20 protein-coding genes are annotated in these 19,505 nt (G+C 57.7%); 7 read left to right on the plus strand and 13 right to left on the minus strand.

The window, feature by feature from the left end; genetic code table 11:
• Positions 1–8: 8 nt before the first annotated feature.
• From potG to AC6I8P_RS12285, 6 genes are all read right to left on the minus strand, one after another.
• Positions 9–1,142, minus strand: coding sequence for a putrescine ABC transporter ATP-binding subunit PotG (gene potG / locus AC6I8P_RS12260; protein WP_498030641.1), 1,134 nt, complete (start codon positions 1,140–1,142; stop codon positions 9–11).
• Positions 1,143–1,261: 119 nt separating this feature from the next.
• Positions 1,262–2,371: a spermidine/putrescine ABC transporter substrate-binding protein PotF gene (gene potF / locus AC6I8P_RS12265; protein WP_021508381.1), complete on the minus strand. Its 1,110-nt coding sequence runs from the start codon at positions 2,369–2,371 to the stop codon at positions 1,262–1,264.
• 372 nt (positions 2,372–2,743) lie between these two features.
• Positions 2,744–3,223, minus strand: coding sequence for a type III secretion system chaperone family protein (locus AC6I8P_RS12270; protein WP_021508382.1), 480 nt, complete (start codon positions 3,221–3,223; stop codon positions 2,744–2,746).
• An 87-nt stretch (positions 3,224–3,310) separates the two neighbouring features.
• Positions 3,311–4,213, minus strand: coding sequence for a 30S ribosomal protein S6--L-glutamate ligase (gene rimK, locus AC6I8P_RS12275; protein ID WP_021508383.1), 903 nt, complete (start codon positions 4,211–4,213; stop codon positions 3,311–3,313).
• A 17-nt stretch (positions 4,214–4,230) separates the two neighbouring features.
• Complete coding sequence (nfsA, locus tag AC6I8P_RS12280; protein ID WP_241797763.1) at positions 4,231–4,953, minus strand: oxygen-insensitive NADPH nitroreductase; 723 nt, start codon at positions 4,951–4,953, stop codon at positions 4,231–4,233.
• A gap of 12 nt (positions 4,954–4,965) precedes the next feature.
• Positions 4,966–5,217: a DUF1418 family protein gene (locus AC6I8P_RS12285; protein WP_058769528.1), complete on the minus strand. Its 252-nt coding sequence runs from the start codon at positions 5,215–5,217 to the stop codon at positions 4,966–4,968.
• A 208-nt stretch (positions 5,218–5,425) separates the two neighbouring features.
• On the opposite strand from AC6I8P_RS12285, the gene AC6I8P_RS12290 reads away from it, so the two are divergent.
• Positions 5,426–5,689 carry a GrxA family glutaredoxin gene (locus tag AC6I8P_RS12290; RefSeq protein WP_010618314.1) on the plus strand — a complete coding sequence of 88 codons (264 nt, stop codon included), beginning with the start codon at positions 5,426–5,428 and terminating at the stop codon, positions 5,687–5,689.
• A 33-nt stretch (positions 5,690–5,722) separates the two neighbouring features.
• On the opposite strand, the gene ybjM is transcribed toward AC6I8P_RS12290, so the two are convergent.
• The gene (gene ybjM, locus AC6I8P_RS12295) at positions 5,723–6,094 is read right to left on the minus strand and encodes an inner membrane protein YbjM (protein WP_021508386.1); all 372 of its coding nucleotides are present in this window, start codon (positions 6,092–6,094) and stop codon (positions 5,723–5,725) included.
• A gap of 260 nt (positions 6,095–6,354) precedes the next feature.
• Between ybjM and AC6I8P_RS12300 the strand changes: the two genes are divergently transcribed.
• The 3 genes from AC6I8P_RS12300 to ybjG all read left to right on the plus strand — a co-directional run bounded on the left by AC6I8P_RS12300 (position 6,355) and on the right by ybjG (position 9,592).
• A complete protein-coding gene (locus AC6I8P_RS12300; RefSeq protein ID WP_021508387.1) occupies positions 6,355–8,043 on the plus strand; it encodes an aspartate:alanine antiporter in 1,689 nt (562 codons plus the stop codon).
• A 201-nt stretch (positions 8,044–8,244) separates the two neighbouring features.
• Positions 8,245–9,000, plus strand: a complete 756-nt coding sequence (locus tag AC6I8P_RS12305) for a phosphatase PAP2 family protein (protein ID WP_141496503.1) — start codon at positions 8,245–8,247, stop codon at positions 8,998–9,000.
• Positions 8,987–9,592 (plus strand): undecaprenyl-diphosphate phosphatase, encoded by a 606-nt coding sequence (gene ybjG, locus AC6I8P_RS12310; protein ID WP_021508389.1) that lies wholly within the window; start codon positions 8,987–8,989, stop codon positions 9,590–9,592. Before AC6I8P_RS12305 ends, ybjG begins: the two co-directional genes overlap by 14 nt.
• Before the next feature lie 48 nt (positions 9,593–9,640).
• On the opposite strand, the gene AC6I8P_RS12315 is transcribed toward ybjG, so the two are convergent.
• Positions 9,641–10,846, minus strand: coding sequence for a serine hydrolase (locus AC6I8P_RS12315; RefSeq protein ID WP_477529630.1), 1,206 nt, complete (start codon positions 10,844–10,846; stop codon positions 9,641–9,643).
• A gap of 274 nt (positions 10,847–11,120) precedes the next feature.
• On the opposite strand from AC6I8P_RS12315, the gene AC6I8P_RS12320 reads away from it, so the two are divergent.
• Positions 11,121–11,777 (plus strand): HAD family hydrolase, encoded by a 657-nt coding sequence (locus AC6I8P_RS12320; RefSeq protein ID WP_021508391.1) that lies wholly within the window; start codon positions 11,121–11,123, stop codon positions 11,775–11,777.
• A gap of 1 nt (position 11,778) precedes the next feature.
• Here AC6I8P_RS12320 and AC6I8P_RS12325 read toward each other — a convergent pair whose 3' ends face one another.
• A complete protein-coding gene (locus AC6I8P_RS12325) occupies positions 11,779–12,912 on the minus strand; it encodes a PQQ-dependent sugar dehydrogenase (protein ID WP_238561037.1) in 1,134 nt (377 codons plus the stop codon).
• Between the two features lie 113 nt (positions 12,913–13,025).
• Entirely contained in the window at positions 13,026–13,661 is a 636-nt protein-coding gene (locus AC6I8P_RS12330) for a carbonic anhydrase (RefSeq protein ID WP_021508393.1), read from the minus strand.
• A gap of 307 nt (positions 13,662–13,968) precedes the next feature.
• On the opposite strand from AC6I8P_RS12330, the gene rimO reads away from it, so the two are divergent.
• A complete protein-coding gene (rimO, locus tag AC6I8P_RS12335; RefSeq protein WP_021508396.1) occupies positions 13,969–15,294 on the plus strand; it encodes a 30S ribosomal protein S12 methylthiotransferase RimO in 1,326 nt (441 codons plus the stop codon).
• On the opposite strand, the gene AC6I8P_RS12340 is transcribed toward rimO, so the two are convergent.
• Entirely contained in the window at positions 15,291–15,740 is a 450-nt protein-coding gene (locus AC6I8P_RS12340) for a DUF4385 domain-containing protein (protein ID WP_058775349.1), read from the minus strand. The two genes, rimO and AC6I8P_RS12340, sit on opposite strands and share 4 nt — an antisense overlap.
• 116 nt (positions 15,741–15,856) lie before the next feature.
• Between AC6I8P_RS12340 and AC6I8P_RS12345 the strand changes: the two genes are divergently transcribed.
• On the plus strand, positions 15,857–17,524 hold the full coding sequence (locus AC6I8P_RS12345) for a methyl-accepting chemotaxis protein (protein WP_215786250.1): 1,668 nt from the start codon (positions 15,857–15,859) through the stop codon (positions 17,522–17,524).
• A 127-nt stretch (positions 17,525–17,651) separates the two neighbouring features.
• Here the strand turns inward: AC6I8P_RS12345 and gsiD are convergent, their stop codons facing one another.
• Both gsiD and gsiC read right to left on the minus strand, forming a co-directional pair.
• Positions 17,652–18,557: a glutathione ABC transporter permease GsiD gene (gene gsiD / locus AC6I8P_RS12350; protein WP_498030642.1), complete on the minus strand. Its 906-nt coding sequence runs from the start codon at positions 18,555–18,557 to the stop codon at positions 17,652–17,654.
• 10 nt (positions 18,558–18,567) lie between these two features.
• Entirely contained in the window at positions 18,568–19,488 is a 921-nt protein-coding gene (gsiC, locus tag AC6I8P_RS12355; protein ID WP_021508400.1) for a glutathione ABC transporter permease GsiC, read from the minus strand.
• Positions 19,489–19,505: the final 17 nt, after the last annotated feature.

Raw genomic sequence — 19,505 nt, forward strand, 5'->3', positions numbered from 1 at the left:
GCGCCTCCTTAAACCGTCAGGACCACACAGCTGTCGGCATCCCAGCACAGGCGCACTTCATCGCCCCAGGTGGGCGCGCCTTTCCGGTAGCGATGCGCATTCTGCAGCTGGGCGCTGATCATCTGGCCGCTGCGCAGCCGTACGTGGTAAATCGACAGATCGCCGAGATAGGCGATGTGCACCACTTCGCCGACGGCAAAGTTGCAGCCGTCGGCCGGCACCTCGTCGCACAGCATCACTTTTTCCGGCCGCAGCGCCACTTGCACCGGCACGTTGTCCACAATCGACACATCGGTCTGCACCTTGAGCGGATGCATCAGCCCCGGACTGTCGATCACCACGCCCTCGTCGCGGCGTTCGCGCAGCAGGCCATCAAACACATTCACCGAGCCGATGAATTCGGCGCTGTAGCGGCTGGTCGGGTGCTCGTAAATCTCTTCCGGCTCGCCGATCTGCACAAATTTACCGCGGTTCATGATGGCGATGCGGCCCGCCATGGTCATGGCCTCTTCCTGATCGTGGGTCACCATCACGCAGGTAGCGCCCACGCGCTCCAGAATATCCACCACTTCATGCTGCATGCGGTCGCGCAGTTTTTTATCCAGCGCGCCCATCGGTTCGTCGAGCAGCAGCAGCTTGGGACGTTTCGCCAGGCTACGCGCCAGCGCCACGCGCTGACGCTGGCCGCCAGAAAGCTGGTGCGGCTTACGTTTGGCGTACTCTTCCATATGCACCAGCGCCAGCATCTCTGCCACGCGGCTGCTGATTTCGCCTTTCGGCAGTTTGTCCTGCTTCAGGCCAAAAGCGATGTTCTGTTCCACCGTCATGTGTGGAAACAGCGCGTACGACTGGAACATCATGTTGATGGGCCGCTGATACGGCGGCACGTGGGACAGATCCTGACCATCCAGCACAATCTGGCCACTGCTGGGAATTTCAAAGCCGGCCAGCATCCGCAGCAGCGTGGACTTGCCACAGCCGGAAGCGCCCAGCAGTGCGAAAATTTCGCCTTTGTAAATGGTCAGGCTGACATCATCCACGGCGTGCTGGCCGTCAAACGATTTCGTCAGGTTGCGGATTTCCAGCAGCGGCGTTAACGCCTTAGCCGTTTTATTTTGGGGGCGGGGAATCGCGTCGTTCACTCACATGTCTCCGGCGCTAAGCGGGATAGCGCGGCACAGCCAGCCGCTAAATGACACAACAGAGGCCAGCACCGCGCCTCTGTTGTCGTTTACCGATAAGGGAATCCGTTCAGAACGAATTACTTACCACTTTTTACTTTAGTCCATGCACGGGTACGCGCACGATCCAGTTTCGGATCCTGGACCTTGAGCACAAACAGTTTGGCCATCGCTTCCGGCGTCGGGAAGATACCCGGATTGTTGCGCACATCCGCATTGATCAGCGGCAGCGACGCTTTGTTGCCATTGGCGTAGTTCATCTTGTTGGAGACGTCGGCAATCACTTTCGGATCCATGATGTAGTTCAGCCACTGATAAGCCGCATCCAGGTTTTTCGCGTCTTTTGGAATGGCCATCATGTCGAAGAACGCCAGCGCGCCCTCTTTCGGTACGCTGTAACCGAGATGGACACCGTTGTTGGCTTTCACCGCGCGATCTTTCGCCTGCAGAATATCGCCAGACCAGCCGATGGCGACGCAGATGTTGCCGTTGGCGAGGTCATTGATGTACTGCGAAGAGTGGAAGTAGCGGATATTCGGCCGCAGCTTCAGCAGCAGATCGGTCGCCGCACCGGTGTAATCTTTCGCGTCAGAGCTGTTCGGATCTTTGCCGAGGTAGTTCAGCACGGTGGCAAAAATCTCTTCTGGCGCATCGAGGAACGAAACGCCGCAGCTCTTCAGTTTTTCCAGGTTTTCCGGCTTCAGCACCAGATCCCAGCTGTTCACCGGCGCATCGGCGCCCAGTGCCGCTTTGACTTTATCGATGTTATAGCCAATACCGGTGGTGCCCCACAGGTAAGGAATGGCGTATTTGTTACCCGGATCGTGCTGGGCCACTTTCGCCATCAGATCGGGATCGAGATTTTTATAGTTAGGCAGCTTGCTCTTATCCAGCTCCTGGAACACACCAGACTGCAGCTGACGCGCGAGGAAGCTCGACGACGGTACCACCACGTCATAGCCGGTGCTGCCGGCCATCAGTTTGCCTTCCAGCACTTCGTTGGAGTCAAACACGTCGTAGACCACTTTGATGCCGGTCTGCTTTTCAAAATTGGGCACGGTGTCGGCCGAAATATAATCGGACCAGTTATAAACGTGCAGCGTTTTATCCTCTGCCTGAGCGCCCACGGCCGCAGCCATCAGCACACCTGCAACCACACCTGGCAACCATTTTTTTGACTGGTTGATCATGTTTTTCTTCCTCCTGAGCGGGTCATCACAACGCTGCATACACGCGATCCGGTCGTTGCGTTGTCTGTTAAATTACAGCCACACAATGAATCAATATTCAGCGGGAGTTTAATAGCAAAAACCTATAGCTGCGCCGTAGTTGCACGTATCAGACAGCCCCGCAAGAATAGCCCCCCTGATTCCTGCGTGCCAGATCCCAGCTTAAAAAACGCCTTTTTGCGATAAGTTATGCATGTTTCTGCTATGCACTCTGGCACTAGCGGCATAAAGCACGACTAATATCTGGCAATAAAGGGCAAAATGCAGAATAAAAAGTGGTGGGCCTGAAATGAAAACTGCCGCAAAAAGCGGCAGTTAGCAGGAGGGGAAAAATCAGTGCAGCATGCTGTGGCTGCTGACGCTCGGCGGACGCTCCTCGTCTTCGCCCATCATCAGCAGATGATTGGCGAACGCTTCCATGATCACCATCGAAATTCCCTCTTCGCTCTGCTTCATGAAGTGGGTGAACTGACCAAAGGTGATGCCGGCGCTTACGCTGATTGACTGGCAGACAATCAGCTTCGGCAGGTTGTCATCCTGTATATCGATAAAGGCTTTCACCGTCAGCGAACTGGCATTGATTTGCGACAGTTCACCAACCAGCGGGATCAGCGCGGTGGGCTTTACTTCTGCCAGCGCCGAGAAGAGGATAACGTTATCCACCAGGTCGATTTTCGCGTCAAACACCCCGTCAAAATTCTGCATATGCGGCAGATGCAAAGCCTGGCAGGCATCGCATTCGAACCAGGTGATATTTTGTTGATCCAGCCAGCGACGCAGCATGTCGATGTCAGGAACGACCAGTGAATCCATCGTTGTATCCTGTGGGGTGAATAAATAAGCGCCTTAGCTTACGGAAAAACAGTCGCAGATGCCACGAAAACCGCGCAAAAGCGCGGTTTAGCCCCCGGTTTTCGGACGATAACCGGGACAGGCGTGCTGCTCAATCCAGCGGATCATCATGGCGGCAATGTCTAAACCGGTGCTGCCTTCGATGCCCTCCAGCCCCGGTGAGGCATTGACCTCCATCACCAGCGGACCCCGGTTGGCGCGCAGAATATCCACGCCCGCCACGGCTAATCCCAGCGTCGTGGCCGCTTTGACCGCGATCTCGCGCTCCTGATCGGTAATGGTGACGGCGCGGGCGCTGCCGCCGCGGTGCAGATTAGAGCGGAAATCGCCCTCTTTCGCTTCCCGCTCAATCGCCGCCACCACTTCGTCGCCAATCACCAGGCAGCGGATGTCGCGCCCGCGCGCCTCTTTGATGAACTCCTGCACCAGAATATGCGCATTGAGACCGCGAAACGCATCGATCACGCTCTCTGCCGCCTGGCGGGTTTCCGCCAGCACCACGCCGATCCCCTGCGTCCCCTCCACCAGTTTCACCACCAGCGGCGCGCCGCCGACCATGGCGATCACATCCTGCGTGTCATCCGGCGACGAGGCAAAGCCGGTAACCGGCATGTCGATGCCCTCGCGCGCCAGCAACTGCAGCGAGCGCAGCTTGTCGCGTGCACGGGTAATGGCCACTGACTCGTTGAGCGGATAGCTGCCGAGCATCTCGAACTGACGCAGCACCGCCGTACCGTAAAAGGTGGTGGCGGTGCCGATGCGCGGGATCACCGCGTCGAAATGGCCGAGCGCCTCACCGCGATAGTGCACCGCCGGCGAGTCGGAGTTGATATTCATGTAGCAGGAGAGCGGATCGATCATCTGCACCTGATGGCCACGCGCTTCCGCGGCTTCACGCAGGCGTTTACAGGAGTAGAGCGCGCCGTCACGGGTGAGAATGGCCATCTTCATTGCAGCGGTCCCTGTGCTTAGCGCGTTGCCCAGCCCTGCTGATGCAGGTAGTCCAGCATGAACGGTCGCGTTTCTTTAATGATCAAACGCTGAATCAGTTCGCTCCAGGTTTCCGAGCGCTGATTGCTGTCGCGCTGCTGATAGTAAGCGGTGATTTGCTGGTCATATTGCGCCAGCACCGCTTTATCCAGCGGCTGGTAGCGGTTTTCATGCACCAGCATCGCCTGCGGCATGCGCGGCTTGACGTCCGGTGACGCGTCGGGATGGCCGATGCAGAAACCAAACAGCGGCAGCACAAACTTCGGCAGCCCCAGCAGCTCCGTCACCTGCGCGATGCTGTTGCGAATGCCGCCAATAAACACGCCGCCTAAACCGAGCGATTCCGCAGCGATCATGGCGTTCTGCGCCATCAGCGCGGTATCGACACAGCCCAGCAGCAGCTGTTCGGCACGGCCCAGCTGAGCCTCAGGGCAGATTTGCTGGTGGCGGTTGAAGTCGGCGCAGAATACCCAAAACTCCGCTGCGGCGCTGACCCACGGCTGGCCGCCGGTGAGCTGCACCAGCTGCTCGCGCAGGGCGCGGTCGGTGATACGCACAATGGAAGAACACTGTAAAAAACTGGAGGTCGAGGCCGCCTGCGCCGCAGCGATAATCGCGCTGCGCTGGGCGTCATCAATCCCCTGCTCAGTAAAGGCGCGAATGGAACGGTGGCTGCAAAGCAAATCAATAGTCGGCGTCATAATCCTCTCCGGTTACTTCTTTTTGTGGGTGTGATTGAACAACTGCGGTGCCATCGCCTTTGCGGTGCGCCACATCATCAGCCACGCTGCCGGCAGCATCAGCGCAATGCCGAGGAAAAACAGCAGCGTTGCCAGCGGTTTTTTCGCCATGAATGCCGGTGCCGCCAGCCAGTCGTTGACCAGCAGCAGCGCGCCAATCACTGCCAGCACGCCCAACGCTTCCAGCAGTAGCACGGGTTTGGGCAATGTCGCCAGATTACGCATGGTTCAGGGCTCCTCAGTGTTCATCTGTTTCTGCTGCAGGTGATACCCGAATACTGTAGTACGGCATTGTGACCGGGTATAGACAGCGCGCATTAGAGTAACAGGCAATTTCTGCTTTTCTTAAGCAGGATGGGCGGGCATGATGTGACGCATTATTCACGCTGTGATGTGAGACAAGTCACAAAACAGCAGCGGAAGGAGAGAAGCAATGATTGCAGTGATTTTTGGCCGTTCCAGCTGCCCTTACTGCGTACGAGCAAAAGAGTTAGCCACGAAGTTAACCAGCGAGCGCGACGATTTTAATTATCAGTACGTCGATATTCAGGCGACCGGCATCACCAAAGCCGACCTGGAAGCGCGTGCCGGCAAACCGGTTTCTACCGTGCCGCAGATCTTCCTCGACGACCAGCACATCGGTGGTTACACCGAATTTGCGGCGTGGACCAAAGAAAACCTCGGCATCGAAGCCTGACCTGACGGGCCTGCGGGCCCGTCTTCGCTTCACTCAGCTGGTGCGCATCGCCAGCATAATGCGCAACAGGCGCACCAGCAGCGCACCGCACCCCGCCCAGAATAGAGCACTCAGGCTCCACGCCGTCACCAGCAGCAAGCTGTGCGTCATCGGCATCACCAGCCACACCCACATCATGCCCAGCAGCGTCCCGCCCAGCGCGATCCACAGGGTGCCGATCAGCGGACTGTCCGGCTGCAGCAGCGCCATCACGATGCCCGGCAGCAGAAACAGCAGCAGTTCCGGCTGTCCACGCACCGCCTGCGTCGCGGCGGCGGACCAAAAATGATGTGCAAAAATAAACACCAGCGTATAAAGCATCACGCCCAGAACCGATGCTGGCCAGCGATTATTGCGCTGCAACATACCTCTCCTCAACTTTGACGTTAACAATATTGAAACTTTTAACTGCCCTGATGCGCTTACGTGGAAATAAAAAGAAACAGCTGAAGGCAGAAGGAATGAAAACTGCTGATAGCTGAGGGTGTTAATTATGATTAGAATGGCGCCGCTTTATGTGGGTCACAGATTAAGAACATTCGGTGACCGGGCCGTGCGCTGCCGTCACAAGATAGCGAAAAAATCACCTTCCATCAACCCGTTACAGGTAAATAAGAAGTTAAACCGTGAACATTAACGTCGCAGAATTGTTAAGCGGAAATGACGTTCTGTTATTATTTGTCGTATTAGCCCTCGGCCTGTGCCTGGGTAAATTACGCCTTGGCTCCGTACAACTCGGTAATTCTATTGGTGTGCTGGTGGTTTCGCTGATTCTGGGTCAGCAACACTTCGCGATAAATACTGACGCCTTAAGTCTGGGCTTTATGCTGTTTATTTTTTGTGTCGGGGTGGAAGCCGGTCCCAACTTTTTCTCCATCTTTTTCCGCGACGGTAAGAACTATTTCTTTCTGGCAATCGTCATGGTGGTCAGCGCTCTGCTGATTGCGCTGACGCTCGGCAAACTGTTTGGCTGGGATATCGGCCTCACCGCCGGCATGCTGGCCGGCTCGATGACCTCAACGCCGGTGCTGGTGGGCGCAGGCGATACGCTGCGGCAAAGCATCAGCGACACGCAGCTGCTGGGTCGCATGCAGGATAACCTCAGCCTGGGTTACGCCCTCACCTATCTGATTGGGCTGGTCAGCCTGATTTTCGGCGCACGCTACCTGCCGCGCCTGCAGCATCAGGATTTGCCGACCTGCGCCCAGCAAATCGCGCGCGAGCGCGGTCTGGATGCGGACAGCCAGCGTAAAGTGTTCCTGCCGGTGATTCGCGCTTATCGCGTTGGTCCGGAGCTGGTTGAGTGGAGCGGCGGCAAAAACCTGCGCGAGCTGGGGATTCACCGTCAGACCGGCTGCTACATTGAGCGCCTGCGGCGTAACGGCATTCTCGCTAGTCCGGACGGTGATGCAGTTTTGCAGCTCGGCGACGAGATTTCTCTGGTGGGCTATCCGGATGCCCATGCGCGTCTCGACGCCAGTTTCCGTAATGGTAAAGAGGTGTTCGATCGCGATCTGCTCGACATGCGCATCGTCACCGAAGAGATCGTGGTGAAAAACCACAACGCGGTGAATAAACGCCTGAGCCATTTAAAACTGACCGATCACGGCTGCTTCCTGAACAGGGTGATTCGCAGCCAGATTGAGATGCCGATCGACGACAGCATTATGCTCAACAAAGGCGATGTGCTGCAGGTGAGCGGCGAAGCGCGCCGGGTGAAAAGCCTGGCCGATCGCATCGGCTTCATTGCTATTCACAGCCAGATGACCGATCTGCTGGCGTTCTGCGCCTTCTTTATCATCGGCCTGATGATCGGCATGATCACTTTCCAGTTCAGCAACTTCAGCTTTGGCCTGGGCAACGCCGCCGGACTGCTGTTTGCCGGCATCATGCTCGGCTTCCTGCGCGCCAACCACCCGACGTTCGGCTACATCCCGCAGGGCGCACTGACCATGGTGAAAGAGTTTGGCCTGATGGTGTTTATGGCCGGGGTCGGCCTGAGCGCCGGCAGCGGCCTGCAGCACGGTCTCGGCAGTGCGGGCGCGCTGATGCTGCTGAGCGGCCTGCTGGTGAGTCTGTTACCGGTGGTGATTTGCTATCTGTTCGGCGCTTACGTGCTACGCATGAACCGCGCGCTGCTGTTTGGTGCCATCATGGGGGCGCGCACCTGCGCACCGGCCATGGAGATCATCAGCGATACCGCGCGCAGCAGCATTCCGGCGCTCGGCTATGCCGGCACCTACGCCATTGCCAACGTCTTGCTGACGCTGGCGGGGACGCTGATCGTCATCATCTGGCCGCTTTTGCCTGTTTAAAAATATTTTTACACGCGTCAGAACTAATCGGACGCGATGCAGTCTGATTAAGTGCCACTGCTTTTCTTTGAAATCCCCAAATTGAGGAGCCCGTTAGCCTTCTGCTAGCGGGTTTTTTTATGCCTGCCGCGCGCGCCCTTAAGGTTTCCCTAAGCGTGATTTGCCACCCTGTGACTCTGGTTTCGCTATTTGCAAATATTCATGCAACTTTCATCAAAGTTAAACACTCCAACAACCCGCAGTGAGATTCGGAGCGCGGCTATTTATTCTCTGTCCGCACGCTTCTACGCTATCAACCTTATTTTGCTGGCAATTCTGGCGCTGGCGTTTCTGTGGTGGTCGCGCCACGAAAGCCTCGACATCGCCATCAGCCAGCGCTGGTTTGATCCGCTCACCCGGCGTTTTCCGTGGCAGCACAACCGCTGGCTGGATCTGATTAATCATCGGCTGATGAAGGATGTGATTATCGCTGGCGCGGTGCTGCTGTTACTGCGCGGCCTGCAACAGCGCGACGCCCGGCGCGTGCTGGTGGCCCTGCTGTTTGGCATGGGGCCGCTGGTGGTGGGCATGCTGAAGGCGCACAGCGCGCACTCCTGTCCGTGGGATCTGGCGCTGTTCGGCGGCAACGCCGCGAGCTTTCCGCTGCTGGCGGCGGTACCGGCCAACAGTGGCCCCGGCCAGTGCTTTCCGGGCGGCCATGCTTCCAGCGGCTTTGCGCTGATGGCGCTGTTTTTTTTGTGGTGGCCGGAGCGTCCACGCCGCGCGCTGCTGGCGCTGGCAATGGGTATCGCCTGTGGCCTGCTGATGGGCTATGGCCAGGTGATGCGTGGTGCGCACTTTTTCTCCCACAATTTGTGGGCGGGCTGGTGGGTGTGGCTCAGCCAGCTGCTGATTTTTGCCGCAATTTCTTTTTGGGTAAACAAGACGAGGACGAGGAAACGTGATGGAAGCTCTTAACCACACCCTCTTTTTATGGATTAACGCCACGCCGGATTCACCCGCGTGGCTGCTCAGCCTGGCGACCTTTATCGCCAAAGATGTGATTGCTATTGTACCGTTGCTGATTGTCGCCCTGTGGCTGTGGGGGCCGCGCGATCAGCTGCAGTCGCAGCGCGCACTGGTGCTGAAAACCGGCATGGCGCTGATTTATGCGCTGAGCATCTCCTGGTGCGTGGGCCAGCTGTTGCCACACCCGCGCCCGTTCGCCATTGGCTTCGGTCACCAGTTCCTGTCACACGCTGCTGATGACTCCTATCCCAGCGATCACGGCACCACAATTTTTACCTTCGCGCTGGCGTTTATTTTCTGGCACCGTCTGTGGTCCGGCGTGGTTTTGCTGGCGATTGGCAGCGCTATTGCCTGGTCACGCGTGTATCTCGGCGTGCACTGGCCGCTGGATATGCTGGGCGGTTTTCTGGTGGGGTTGCTTGGCTGTCTGGCTTCGCATCTGGCGTGGCAGCTGTACGGTCAGCGCATGCTGGCGCTGACGCATCAACTCTACCGCGCCCTGTTCGCGATGCCGATTAAAAAAGGCTGGGTGCGCGGATAAACTCAGCCGGCAGGCGGGTTAGCCACGGGCTGACCCGCCGTCCTGAGATTAACTGAACCACTTACCGAACCAGCCGTTGAATTTCATCATAATGAAATCCCAGATACGGCCAATAAAGCCGGCTTCCGGTACATCCTCCATCGCCACCAGCGGACGCTGCTCAATGGTTTTGCCATCCAGCTGGAAATCGATAGTGCCCACTACCTGATTCTTTTTCAGCGGCGCTTCCAGCTGCGGTGTGTTGAGGGTAAAGCTGGCCTTGAGATTTTTCATCTGCCCTTTCGGGATAGTGATCGCCGCATCCTTCGCCACGCCGAGGTTGACCTGGCTGTTTTCGCCAAACCACACGCGCTGCTGGGCAAACGGTTTATCCGCTTTAATCGGCGTAACGGTTTCATAGAAACGGAAGCCCCACGTCAGCAGTTTCTCACTCTCGCGGAAGCGAATGGCATCGGTCTGCGCGCCCAGTACCACCGAAATCAGGCGCATATCGCCGTCGACCGCTGAAGCAACCAGATTGTTGCCCGCCCCCGAGGTATGCCCGGTTTTGATGCCGTCAACCTTAAGGTTGCTGCTCCACAGCAGCCGGTTGCGGTTCATCTGTTTGATATTATTAAAGGTAAATTCTTTTTCGCTGTTCAGCGCATACTCTTCCGGCACATCACCAATCAGGCGCTGGCCGATAATCGCCATATCGCGTGCGGTGCTGTACTGGCCTTCGGCGTCCAGACCGTGCACCGTCATGAAGTGGGTGTTTTGCAGGCCAAAGGCTTTAACATAATTGTTCATCAGGCCAATAAAGGCATCCTGACTGCCGGCGACATAGTCCGCCAGCGCGATACAGGCATCATTCCCCGACTGGATCACCACGCCCTTATTCAGTTCCGAGACCGGGATGCGATCGCCCGGCTTGAGGAACATCAGCGACGACCCGCGCAGTTTCGGATTGCCGGTGGCCCACGCATCCTGGCCGATGGTCACCATGTCGTTACTGGTGATTTTGCCGGATTTCAGCGCCTGGCCGACCACGTAGCTGGTCATCATTTTGGTCAGACTGGCGGGATCAAGACGCTGGTCGGCATTGGACTCTGCCAGCACTTTGCCGCTGCTGTAGTCCATCAGAATCCAGGCCTTTGCCTCAATCTGCGGTGCCGCCGGTGCCTGCTCGGCCTGAGTGGTGACAGGGACGAAAAGCAACAATAATGAACTGGCCGCCAGTGGCCGCCAGACTGAAGTCAGGGATGTTTTTCTCATGAGCGTGACCCAATTGTCCTTGTAAAATCACGGATTTGTGCAGGTAAGACATGTCTTACCAAACGCTAACGGTTCACGCCGGTGAAAAAAACCGCCAAACCGTAAAGTTTTTTAGAGTTTGTTAGAGTAACCCTGGCATTAAGGCCGCTGCGCTGCCAGTGCGCGGGCGTCAGGGCAGAGGAAAAATTGCGAGAAATTCCGAATTTTCGCAGAACAGTTAAGCCAGTCACAAAATTCCGCTAACCTGATGCCAGTCAGCCCGAGGAGAATCATGATGGACTTAGCCGTTTTCGATCTGGATGAAACCCTGATTTGTGAAGACAGCACCAGCCTCTGGCTGCGCTGGCTGGTTTCGCAGGGGTTTGCACCGGAAGAGATCATTCGTCAGGAGCAGGCGCTGATGGCGCAATACCACGCCGGTAGCCTGTCGATTGAAGAGTACATGCGCACCACGCTCTCACCGCTCACCGGCATGGCGACGCTCACCGTCGCAGGCTGGGTGCGACGCTTTATTCATCGCGATATCCTGCCGCGCGTCTTTCCCGCCGCGCGCGAACGCATTCAGTGGCATCAGCAGCGTGGCGACACGGTAATGATTATTACCGCCAGCGGCGATCACCTCGCCGTGCCGATTGCGGAACGGCTGGGCGTACACGGCGCGCTGGCGATTGGCGTGGAAGTGGTCGATGAACGCTACAGCGGTGAGATTTACGGCACCGCCACTTACCGTGAAGGCAAAGTTTCACGACTCAGCGACTGGCGAGCACTGCAGCAGGATCGACGCTTTGAGCGCACCTGGGCGTACAGCGATTCGATGAACGATCTGCCGCTGCTGTCGCATGCCGATCATGCATGGGTGATTAACCCGGATGCGCTGCTGCAGCAGGAAGCGCAGCAGCGCGGCTGGCAGGTGTGTAACTGGGTGCGCTGATTTAACCCCGCGCGGCGCTGGCGGCATCCGCCAGCCCGACTTTCAGCAGCTTGCCATTGGCCTCATCGGTCAGCACATACAGATAACCATCCGGCCCCTGGCGAACATCGCGGATGCGTTCGCCACGGTCACCCAGCAGCCGCTGCGCCTCTTCAACCTTCTCGCCGTTAACGCGCAGACGGATCAGACTTTTATCTTTCAGCGCACCGATAAACAGCGAGTTTTTCCACTGGGGAAAGCGCGCACTATTGTAAAACGCCATGCCGCTGATGGCCGGCGATTGCTGCCAGTAGAACAGCGGCTGCTCAGTGCCGGCGACGGCGCTGCCCTGCGCTTCCGGAACTTTCTGCCCGCTGTAATCAATGCCGTATGTCGCCAGCGGCCAGCCATAATTTTTGCCCTTCGCCGCCAGATTCACCTCATCGCCGCCGCGCGGGCCGTGTTCACTCTCCCACATCTGCTGCGTCCACGGATTGAGCGCCAGCCCCTGCGGGTTGCGCACGCCGTAAGACCAGATCTCCGCGCGTGCGCCCTGACGATGGTTAAACGGATTATCCGCCGGCACCTTGCCGTCCTGCGTCAGACGGACAATCTTGCCCGACAGTTTGTCCAGCTGCTGCGCGCTGCGGCTGGCAAAGTTATCGCCGAACGCGATGTACAGATAGCCCTGGCGATCAAACGCCAGCCGCGTGCCGATGTTAGCACCGCCGGAGAGTTTCGGCGTTTGCTCCAGCACCACCTTAAAATCCTGCAGCTGACGGAGATCTGCGCTGAGCGTGCCGTAACCCACCACGCCGCCCGCGCGGCCGGTGTCATCGGCGGTGGTATAACTGAGCCACACCCGACGGCTTTGCGCGAAGTCCGGCGCCAGCACCACATCCAGCAGACCGCCCTGGCGCCTGGCCCACACGTTGGGTACGCCGCTAATCGGCTGCGATAGCCCCCGGCCCGGCTGCCAGCTGCGCAGCTGTCCGGAACGTTCGGTAATCAGCAGGGTTTGCTGGTCGGGCAGAAACGCCACTGACCACGGATGATCGAGCTTGTCCTGTAACACCTGCACCTGGACATCGGCCGCCAGCGCGGTAAAGGAACCGCTGAGCGCGCCAGCCAGCAGCGCAACACGCCATAAACGCATAGGATTCTCCTTTTCACAGTCTGCCGTTAAGGGTAGTCAGCCAGTAAGAAAGGATGTGCAGGATTTACAAAACATTAAGCCCGGCGCAGTGGCCGGGCTTGTAGCAGGCAGGATTATTCGAAGCAGGTTTCCGGGTTTTCCGACAGTGAAATGAAGGATTCACCGCCTTTGGTCAGGGCAATAATGCCGCCGCTTTCAATATCATAAACCCAGCCGTGCAGGCGCAGCTTGCCTTTGCGCAGCGCGACCGAAACGGAAGGATGCGTTTTGATATTGTTGAGCTGGGCAATCACGTTCTCTTTCACCATTTCGTTGAGACGTTTCTCAACTGATTCGTAGTTGCGCTCTTCCACCACCGCTTTTGCCGCATTGGCGTAGTGCAGCCAGTGATCAACCGCCGGCATGCTCTCGAGATCGGCGTTGGACGCAATCGCGTTCATCGCACCGCAGTTGGAGTGGCCACAAATGATAATTTCGGTTACGCCCAGCGCGACCACCGCGTACTCGATGGTTGCTGACACGCCACCCGGCTCCGGACCAAACGGCGGGACGATATTACCGGCGTTACGGATCACAAACAGCTGGCCCGGCTCCGACTGTGTCACCAGCTCTGGCACCAGACGGCTATCCGAACAGGAGATGAATAAAGCTTTAGGATTCTGGTTGGACGCCAGACTCTTGAAAAGATCCTTCCTTTCAGGAAACACATTCTGTTGAAAATTCAGAAAACCTTTGACGATCTCTTGCATTTGTCTGCTCTCACATTATCCACTTCAGCCCCGGCAGAGAGAAACTCACCGCTGGCGCGCTTTAAAATTCTGTAATGTCGATAATAACTTACAATTATCAACCCGATATTTAAGCAAAATCGACCCGCTTGCACAACCCGGATGTCCGCCACCCTGTGACTATTGAACGTGGGTTACCCTCAGCAAGCATAGCGTTAACATCAATTTTTGCCGCCGATCAGATTCTCACGCAGCCTATACATTTTCCCCGTCAACCTCTGTACAATCGCGCTCCTGTCCACCTTAATTATGATGAATTTTTATCCTTATGAGCCATGTCAAAAATCCGCCGCGTGTAGGCTTCGTCTCTCTCGGCTGCCCAAAAAACCTCGTCGACTCTGAACGCATCCTGACGGAGCTGCGGACAGAAGGCTACGACGTGGTGCCACGCTACGATGATGCGGAGATCGTCATCGTTAACACCTGTGGATTTATTGACAGTGCCGTACAGGAATCACTGGAAGCGATTGGTGAAGCGCTGAACGAAAACGGCAAAGTGATCGTCACCGGCTGCCTCGGCGCCAAAGTGGATCAGATTCGCGAAGTGCATCCGAAAGTGCTGGAGATCACCGGCCCGCACAGCTACGAGCAGGTGCTGTCGCACGTGCACACTTACGTGCCAAAACCCGAGCACAACCCGTTCCTCAGCCTGGTGCCGGAACAGGGCGTGAAACTGACGCCGCGCCACTACGCTTACCTGAAAATTTCCGAAGGCTGTAACCATCGCTGCACTTTCTGCATCATCCCGTCAATGCGTGGCGATCTGGACAGCCGTCCGATTGGCGCAGTACTTGATGAAGCTAAACGTCTGGTGGAAGCCGGCGTAAAAGAGCTACTGGTGATCTCGCAGGACACCTCCGCGTATGGCGTCGATGTTAAACACCGCACCGGTTTCTGGAACGGTTCGCCGGTGAAAACCAGCATGGTCAGCCTGTGTGAGCAGCTGGCGAAACTCGGCGTCTGGGTGCGTCTGCACTACGTTTATCCGTATCCGCACGTGGATGATGTGATCCCGCTGATGGCCGAAGGCAAAATCCTGCCTTACCTCGATATTCCACTGCAGCACGCCAGTCCGCGTATCCTGAAGCTGATGAAGCGTCCGGGCGCGGTTGAGCGCACGCTGGAGCGCATCAAACGCTGGCGTGAAATCTGTCCGGAGCTGACGCTGCGTTCCACCTTCATCGTGGGTTTCCCGGGCGAAACCGAAGAAGATTTCCAGATGCTGCTCGACTTCCTGCGTGAAGCGCGCCTCGATCGCGTTGGCTGCTTCCAGTACAGCCCGGTTGAAGGCGCCACGGCTAACCAGCTGCCGGATCAGGTTCCGGACGACGTCAAGCAGGCGCGTTTTGACCGCTTCATGCAGCTGCAGCAGCAGATCTCCGCAGAGCGTCTGCAGGAGAAAATCGGTCGCGAGATTCTGGTGATCATCGATGAAGTGGATGAAGAAGGCGCAGTCGGCCGCAGCATGGCCGACGCCCCGGAAATCGACGGTGCGGTGTACCTAAATGGCGATCGCCAGGTGAAGGTCGGCGAGGTGGTGCGGGTCAAAGTCGAACACGCCGACGAATACGACCTGTGGGGCACGCGCGTTTAACCGTACTTTTGCTGGTGCGCTTTTTTGCGCGCCAGATAATCGTTATCGGCGCGCAGCCGGTCCCAGCACGCTTTGAACACGGCCGCCGCAGCGGCCTTTTCTTTTTCTACCGTACGCGGCAGCTCTTTGCCGTCGGCATCGTATTTCCGTCCGCCCTGATGATTGCTGTAGCGGCGCGCGCGGGTGTAGCCCATCTGAATAAATTTGCGCGCCATATCCATACCGACAAAATCATCCTGCGCGCGATACGCCTCGAACAGCTGCATGATTTTTTCTGATGACTGCTGCGCCAGCTCGACGGTGCGAAAGCGCCAGTGCGGCAGAATTTCGCTTTTATAAGGTTCCACCATCAGCACCCCCTGCTCGCCGCGCCCGACCTGATACAGCTCCGGATGCTGACGGAAGTCGAGCTGTTTAAAATCCTGCTGGTAATTGAAGGGTTTCATCCCCTGGCCTCCTGTCCGTAACCATTACTGCGGTGAATTATTTCGCTGCCGCACTTTAGTGATGCTTTTTTCCACCGATAACATAACTACCGGCTCATTTGCTAAGAGATGCTCACATGTTCAACAAGATGAAAATTGTGACCGCCATTGTGGTTATTCTGGTGGTATTCACAGCCATGCAGGCCATATCCGGCTCGCTCTTTTTCTCCTCGCTGCGCGCGGGACAACATAATTTCACCGCCAGCAATCAGTTGTCTCATCAGCAGCGCGAGCTGGGCGACGGCTGGCAAACGCTGGTGAAAACCCGCGTCACCATCAACCGCGTGGCGATCCGTATTCTGAAAAATCAGACCGACGAGCAGTCGCTGGCGGCGATCAACAAGCTGCTACTGGCAGCCGGTGCCTCGCTGGAAGCGGCGCAGCAGCACTTCAATCAGTATAGAAGCTATCCGCGCATCGACGGCCAGAGTGCGTCGACTGCCGATCTGATCGACAATAAATTCAAAGCGTTTGCCGCGCTGCTGCAGCAGTCCGCCGTGTTTCTGAAAGCCAATAACTACGCGGCCTACGGCAACCTCGATGCGCAGCAGGCGCAGGATGAACTGGAACAGGCTTATCAGCAGTGGCGCGATGAAAACATGCAGCTGATCAATCAGCGCAGCCTGCAAAATGACAGCAACTATCAGCAGGTGCTGATCATGATTGCCGTCATCGCGCTGGTGGTGGTGCTGATGGTGGCGGCTGTATGGACGCTGGTACGCCGCGTGCTGCTGGCACCGATGCAGCAGGTGCAGCAGCAGATCGAGCGCTTTGCCGAAGGCGATTTGTCAGCCAGCCTGCAGGTGGCAGGCCGCAGTGAAATGGCGGCCATTGCCGCCAGCCTGAATCATATGCAGCAGGCGCTGCTTGGTACCATTAATAACGTGCGCGACAGCGCGGATGCCATTTTTGGCAGCGCTAGCGCCATCGCCAACGGTAATAACGATCTCTCGGCGCGGACCGAACAACAGGCTGCCTCACTGGAAGAGACCGCCGCCAGCATGGAACAGCTGACCGCGACCGTGAAGCAGAATGCTGACAACGCGCGTCAGGCCACGCAGCTGGCGAAAACCGCGTCGGACACCGCCGATAAAGGCGGTAACGTGGTGGAAGGCGTGGTGAAAACCATGCGTGACATTGCGGACAGCTCGAAGAAAATCGCCGACATTACCAGCGTCATTGACGGTATCGCTTTCCAGACCAACATTCTGGCGCTTAACGCCGCGGTAGAAGCAGCGCGTGCCGGTGAGCAGGGGCGCGGCTTTGCGGTGGTAGCGGGCGAAGTGCGCAACCTGGCCCAGCGCAGCGCGCAGGCGGCGAAAGAGATCAAACTGCTGATTGAAAACTCCGTGCAGCGCGTGGATCTCGGTTCGCAGCAGGTCAGCAGCGCTGGCGATACCATGCAGGAGATTGTCAGCGCGGTGACGCGCGTCACCGATATCATGGGCGAGATTGCCTCGGCCTCCGATGAGCAGAGCCGCGGTATTGACCAGATTGGCCAGGCGGTGAATGAGATGGATCGCGTGACGCAGCAGAACGCCACGCTGGTGCAGGAATCGGCCAGCGCCTCGGCGTCGCTGGAGCAGCAGGCCAGCCGATTGTCATCGGCGGTGGCGCGTTTCAACACCGGCGCGCGCGCGCCCGCTGCGGTAACCGAGCGGATGGTGAAACCGGTGCTGCCCGCCCCGACCCGCGCTCTGCCCGCGGCGGTGAGCCACGGTAACGATAACTGGGAAACGTTTTGATGCGCTGAAGTGTTAATAAAATCAATGGATTGAACAAAAGTCATACGCCAGGCATTGCAGTTATCGTAGCGGCGCAATTTATTGCGCGATGAATCGCGCCGCTACAACTGCAATGCGGTGTTCACCCTCAGCTCTTCAATTTGGGGTCCAGCGCGTCGCGCAGGCCGTCGCCCAGCAGATTGAACGCCAGCACGGTGAGAAAAATCGCCAGGCTGGGGAAGATCGCCACGTGCGGTGCAATCACCATATCGGCGCGCGCTTCGTTGAGCATCGCGCCCCACTCCGGCGTCGGCGGCTGCGCGCCCAGGCCGAGAAAGGACAGGCTGGCAGCGGTGATGATCGAAGTACCGACACGCATGGTGAAATAGACCACAATCGACGACACCGTACCGGGCAAAATGTGACGCATGATAATGGTCCAGTCGGAAGCACCAATACTGCGCGCCGACTCGATATAGGTCTGATGTTTCAGCACCAGCGTATTGCCACGCACCAGACGGGCAAATGCCGGAATACTGAAAATCGCCACTGCCACAATCACGTTGCTCATGCCGCTGCCCATGATCGCCACCACCGCGATCGCCAGCAGAATGCCGGGAAAAGCAAACAACACGTCGCAGATGCGCATGGTGATACGATCCCACCAGCCTTCGTAATAGCCCGCCAGCAGCCCCAGCACGGTGCCGATCACCGTGCCAATCGCCACCGAGAAGAAGCCGGCGATCAGCGAAATGCGCGTCCCGACCAGCACCCGGCTAAAGATATCGCGCCCAAGGGAATCGACGCCAAACAGATGCATCCACGACGGACCTTCGTTGAGCCGGTCGTAGTCAAAATAGTTTTCGGCATCAAACGGGGCGATCCATGGGGCGATAAACGCCACCACAATCAGCAGCAACACAAACGCGCCCGCCAGCAGCGCCACATGCTGACGGCGAAAGCGCCGCCAGAATTCACGCCACGGCGTGCGAACCCGGTTTTCCGTCATCAGCGGCAGGGATTTCAGTGCCGCCTCGCGTCGCCAGTTCTTCAATTGCGACTCCTTACCTGTAGCGAATAGCCGGGTTGATCGCCGCGTAAAGCATATCGACGATCAGGTTAATCAGAATGAACTCCAGCGAGAACAGCAGCACCTCGGCCTGAATCACCGGGTAATCGCGCATCTCCACCGAATCCACCAGCAGACGGCCCAGTCCGGGCCAGTTAAACACCACTTCCACCACAATCGAGCCGCCGAGCAGAAAGCCGAACTGCAGCCCCATCATGGTGACCACCGGAATCATGGCATTGCGCAGCCCGTGTTTGACCACCACCAGCGATTCGCGCACCCCTTTGGCACGTGCGGTGCGCATATAATCTTCCTGCATCACCTCAACGAACGAAGCGCGGGTAAAGCGCGCCATCACCGCGGCCACGGCGGCACCGAGCGTAATCGACGGCAGAATGTAGTGCTGCCAGCTGTCGGCGCCCACCGTCGGCAGCCAGCCGAGCTCGACCGAAAAGACCTGCATCAGCAGCATACCCAGCGCAAACGCCGGAAAGGAGATGCCGGAAACCGCCAGCGTCATGCCGATGCGGTCCGGCCAGCGATTGCGCCATACCGCCGAAACGATGCCGATCGCCATGCCAAACACCACCGCCCACACCATGCTGCTCAGCGTCAGCCACAGAGTAGGAAAAAAGCGCGCGGCAATTTCGGCAGAGACCGGCCGCTTTGACACCATCGACTGACCAAAATCACCCTGCAAGGCATTGAGGATAAAGTGCCAGAACTGCTGAATCAGCGGCTGATCGAGTCCCAGCTCCTGACGCACCAGCGCCACCACTGAGGCATCCGCTTCCGGTCCGGCAATCAGGCGCGCCGGGTCGCCCGGCAGCAGATGCACGAACAGGAACACCAGCACTGCGACAATCAGCAGCGTGGGAATCAGCCCGAGCAGGCGTTTAAGAAAATAGTTGAGCATGCGAAATCCCGCGCAGC

The organism is gamma proteobacterium symbiont of Lampromicra miyakona, assembly GCF_059730895.1.

Bases quoted from the DNA above. Each gene is read 5' to 3' on its own strand.
- potF (WP_021508381.1), bottom strand. From the start codon at position 2,371: ATGATCAACCAGTCAAAAAAATGGTTGCCAGGTGTGGTTGCAGGTGTG.
- AC6I8P_RS12270 (WP_021508382.1), bottom strand. From the start codon at position 3,223: ATGGATTCACTGGTCGTTCCTGACATCGACATGCTGCGTCGCTGGCTG.
- rimK (WP_021508383.1), bottom strand. From the start codon at position 4,213: ATGAAGATGGCCATTCTCACCCGTGACGGCGCGCTCTACTCCTGTAAA.
- nfsA (WP_241797763.1), bottom strand. From the start codon at position 4,953: ATGACGCCGACTATTGATTTGCTTTGCAGCCACCGTTCCATTCGCGCC.
- AC6I8P_RS12285 (WP_058769528.1), bottom strand. From the start codon at position 5,217: ATGCGTAATCTGGCGACATTGCCCAAACCCGTGCTACTGCTGGAAGCG.
- AC6I8P_RS12290 (WP_010618314.1), top strand. From the start codon at position 5,426: ATGATTGCAGTGATTTTTGGCCGTTCCAGCTGCCCTTACTGCGTACGA.
- ybjM (WP_021508386.1), bottom strand. From the start codon at position 6,094: ATGTTGCAGCGCAATAATCGCTGGCCAGCATCGGTTCTGGGCGTGATG.
- AC6I8P_RS12305 (WP_141496503.1), top strand. From the start codon at position 8,245: ATGCAACTTTCATCAAAGTTAAACACTCCAACAACCCGCAGTGAGATT.
- ybjG (WP_021508389.1), top strand. From the start codon at position 8,987: ATGGAAGCTCTTAACCACACCCTCTTTTTATGGATTAACGCCACGCCG.
- AC6I8P_RS12315 (WP_477529630.1), bottom strand. From the start codon at position 10,846: ATGAGAAAAACATCCCTGACTTCAGTCTGGCGGCCACTGGCGGCCAGT.
- AC6I8P_RS12320 (WP_021508391.1), top strand. From the start codon at position 11,121: ATGGACTTAGCCGTTTTCGATCTGGATGAAACCCTGATTTGTGAAGAC.
- AC6I8P_RS12325 (WP_238561037.1), bottom strand. From the start codon at position 12,912: ATGCGTTTATGGCGTGTTGCGCTGCTGGCTGGCGCGCTCAGCGGTTCC.
- AC6I8P_RS12330 (WP_021508393.1), bottom strand. From the start codon at position 13,661: ATGCAAGAGATCGTCAAAGGTTTTCTGAATTTTCAACAGAATGTGTTT.
- rimO (WP_021508396.1), top strand. From the start codon at position 13,969: ATGAGCCATGTCAAAAATCCGCCGCGTGTAGGCTTCGTCTCTCTCGGC.
- AC6I8P_RS12340 (WP_058775349.1), bottom strand. From the start codon at position 15,740: ATGAAACCCTTCAATTACCAGCAGGATTTTAAACAGCTCGACTTCCGT.
- AC6I8P_RS12345 (WP_215786250.1), top strand. From the start codon at position 15,857: ATGTTCAACAAGATGAAAATTGTGACCGCCATTGTGGTTATTCTGGTG.
- gsiC (WP_021508400.1), bottom strand. From the start codon at position 19,488: ATGCTCAACTATTTTCTTAAACGCCTGCTCGGGCTGATTCCCACGCTG.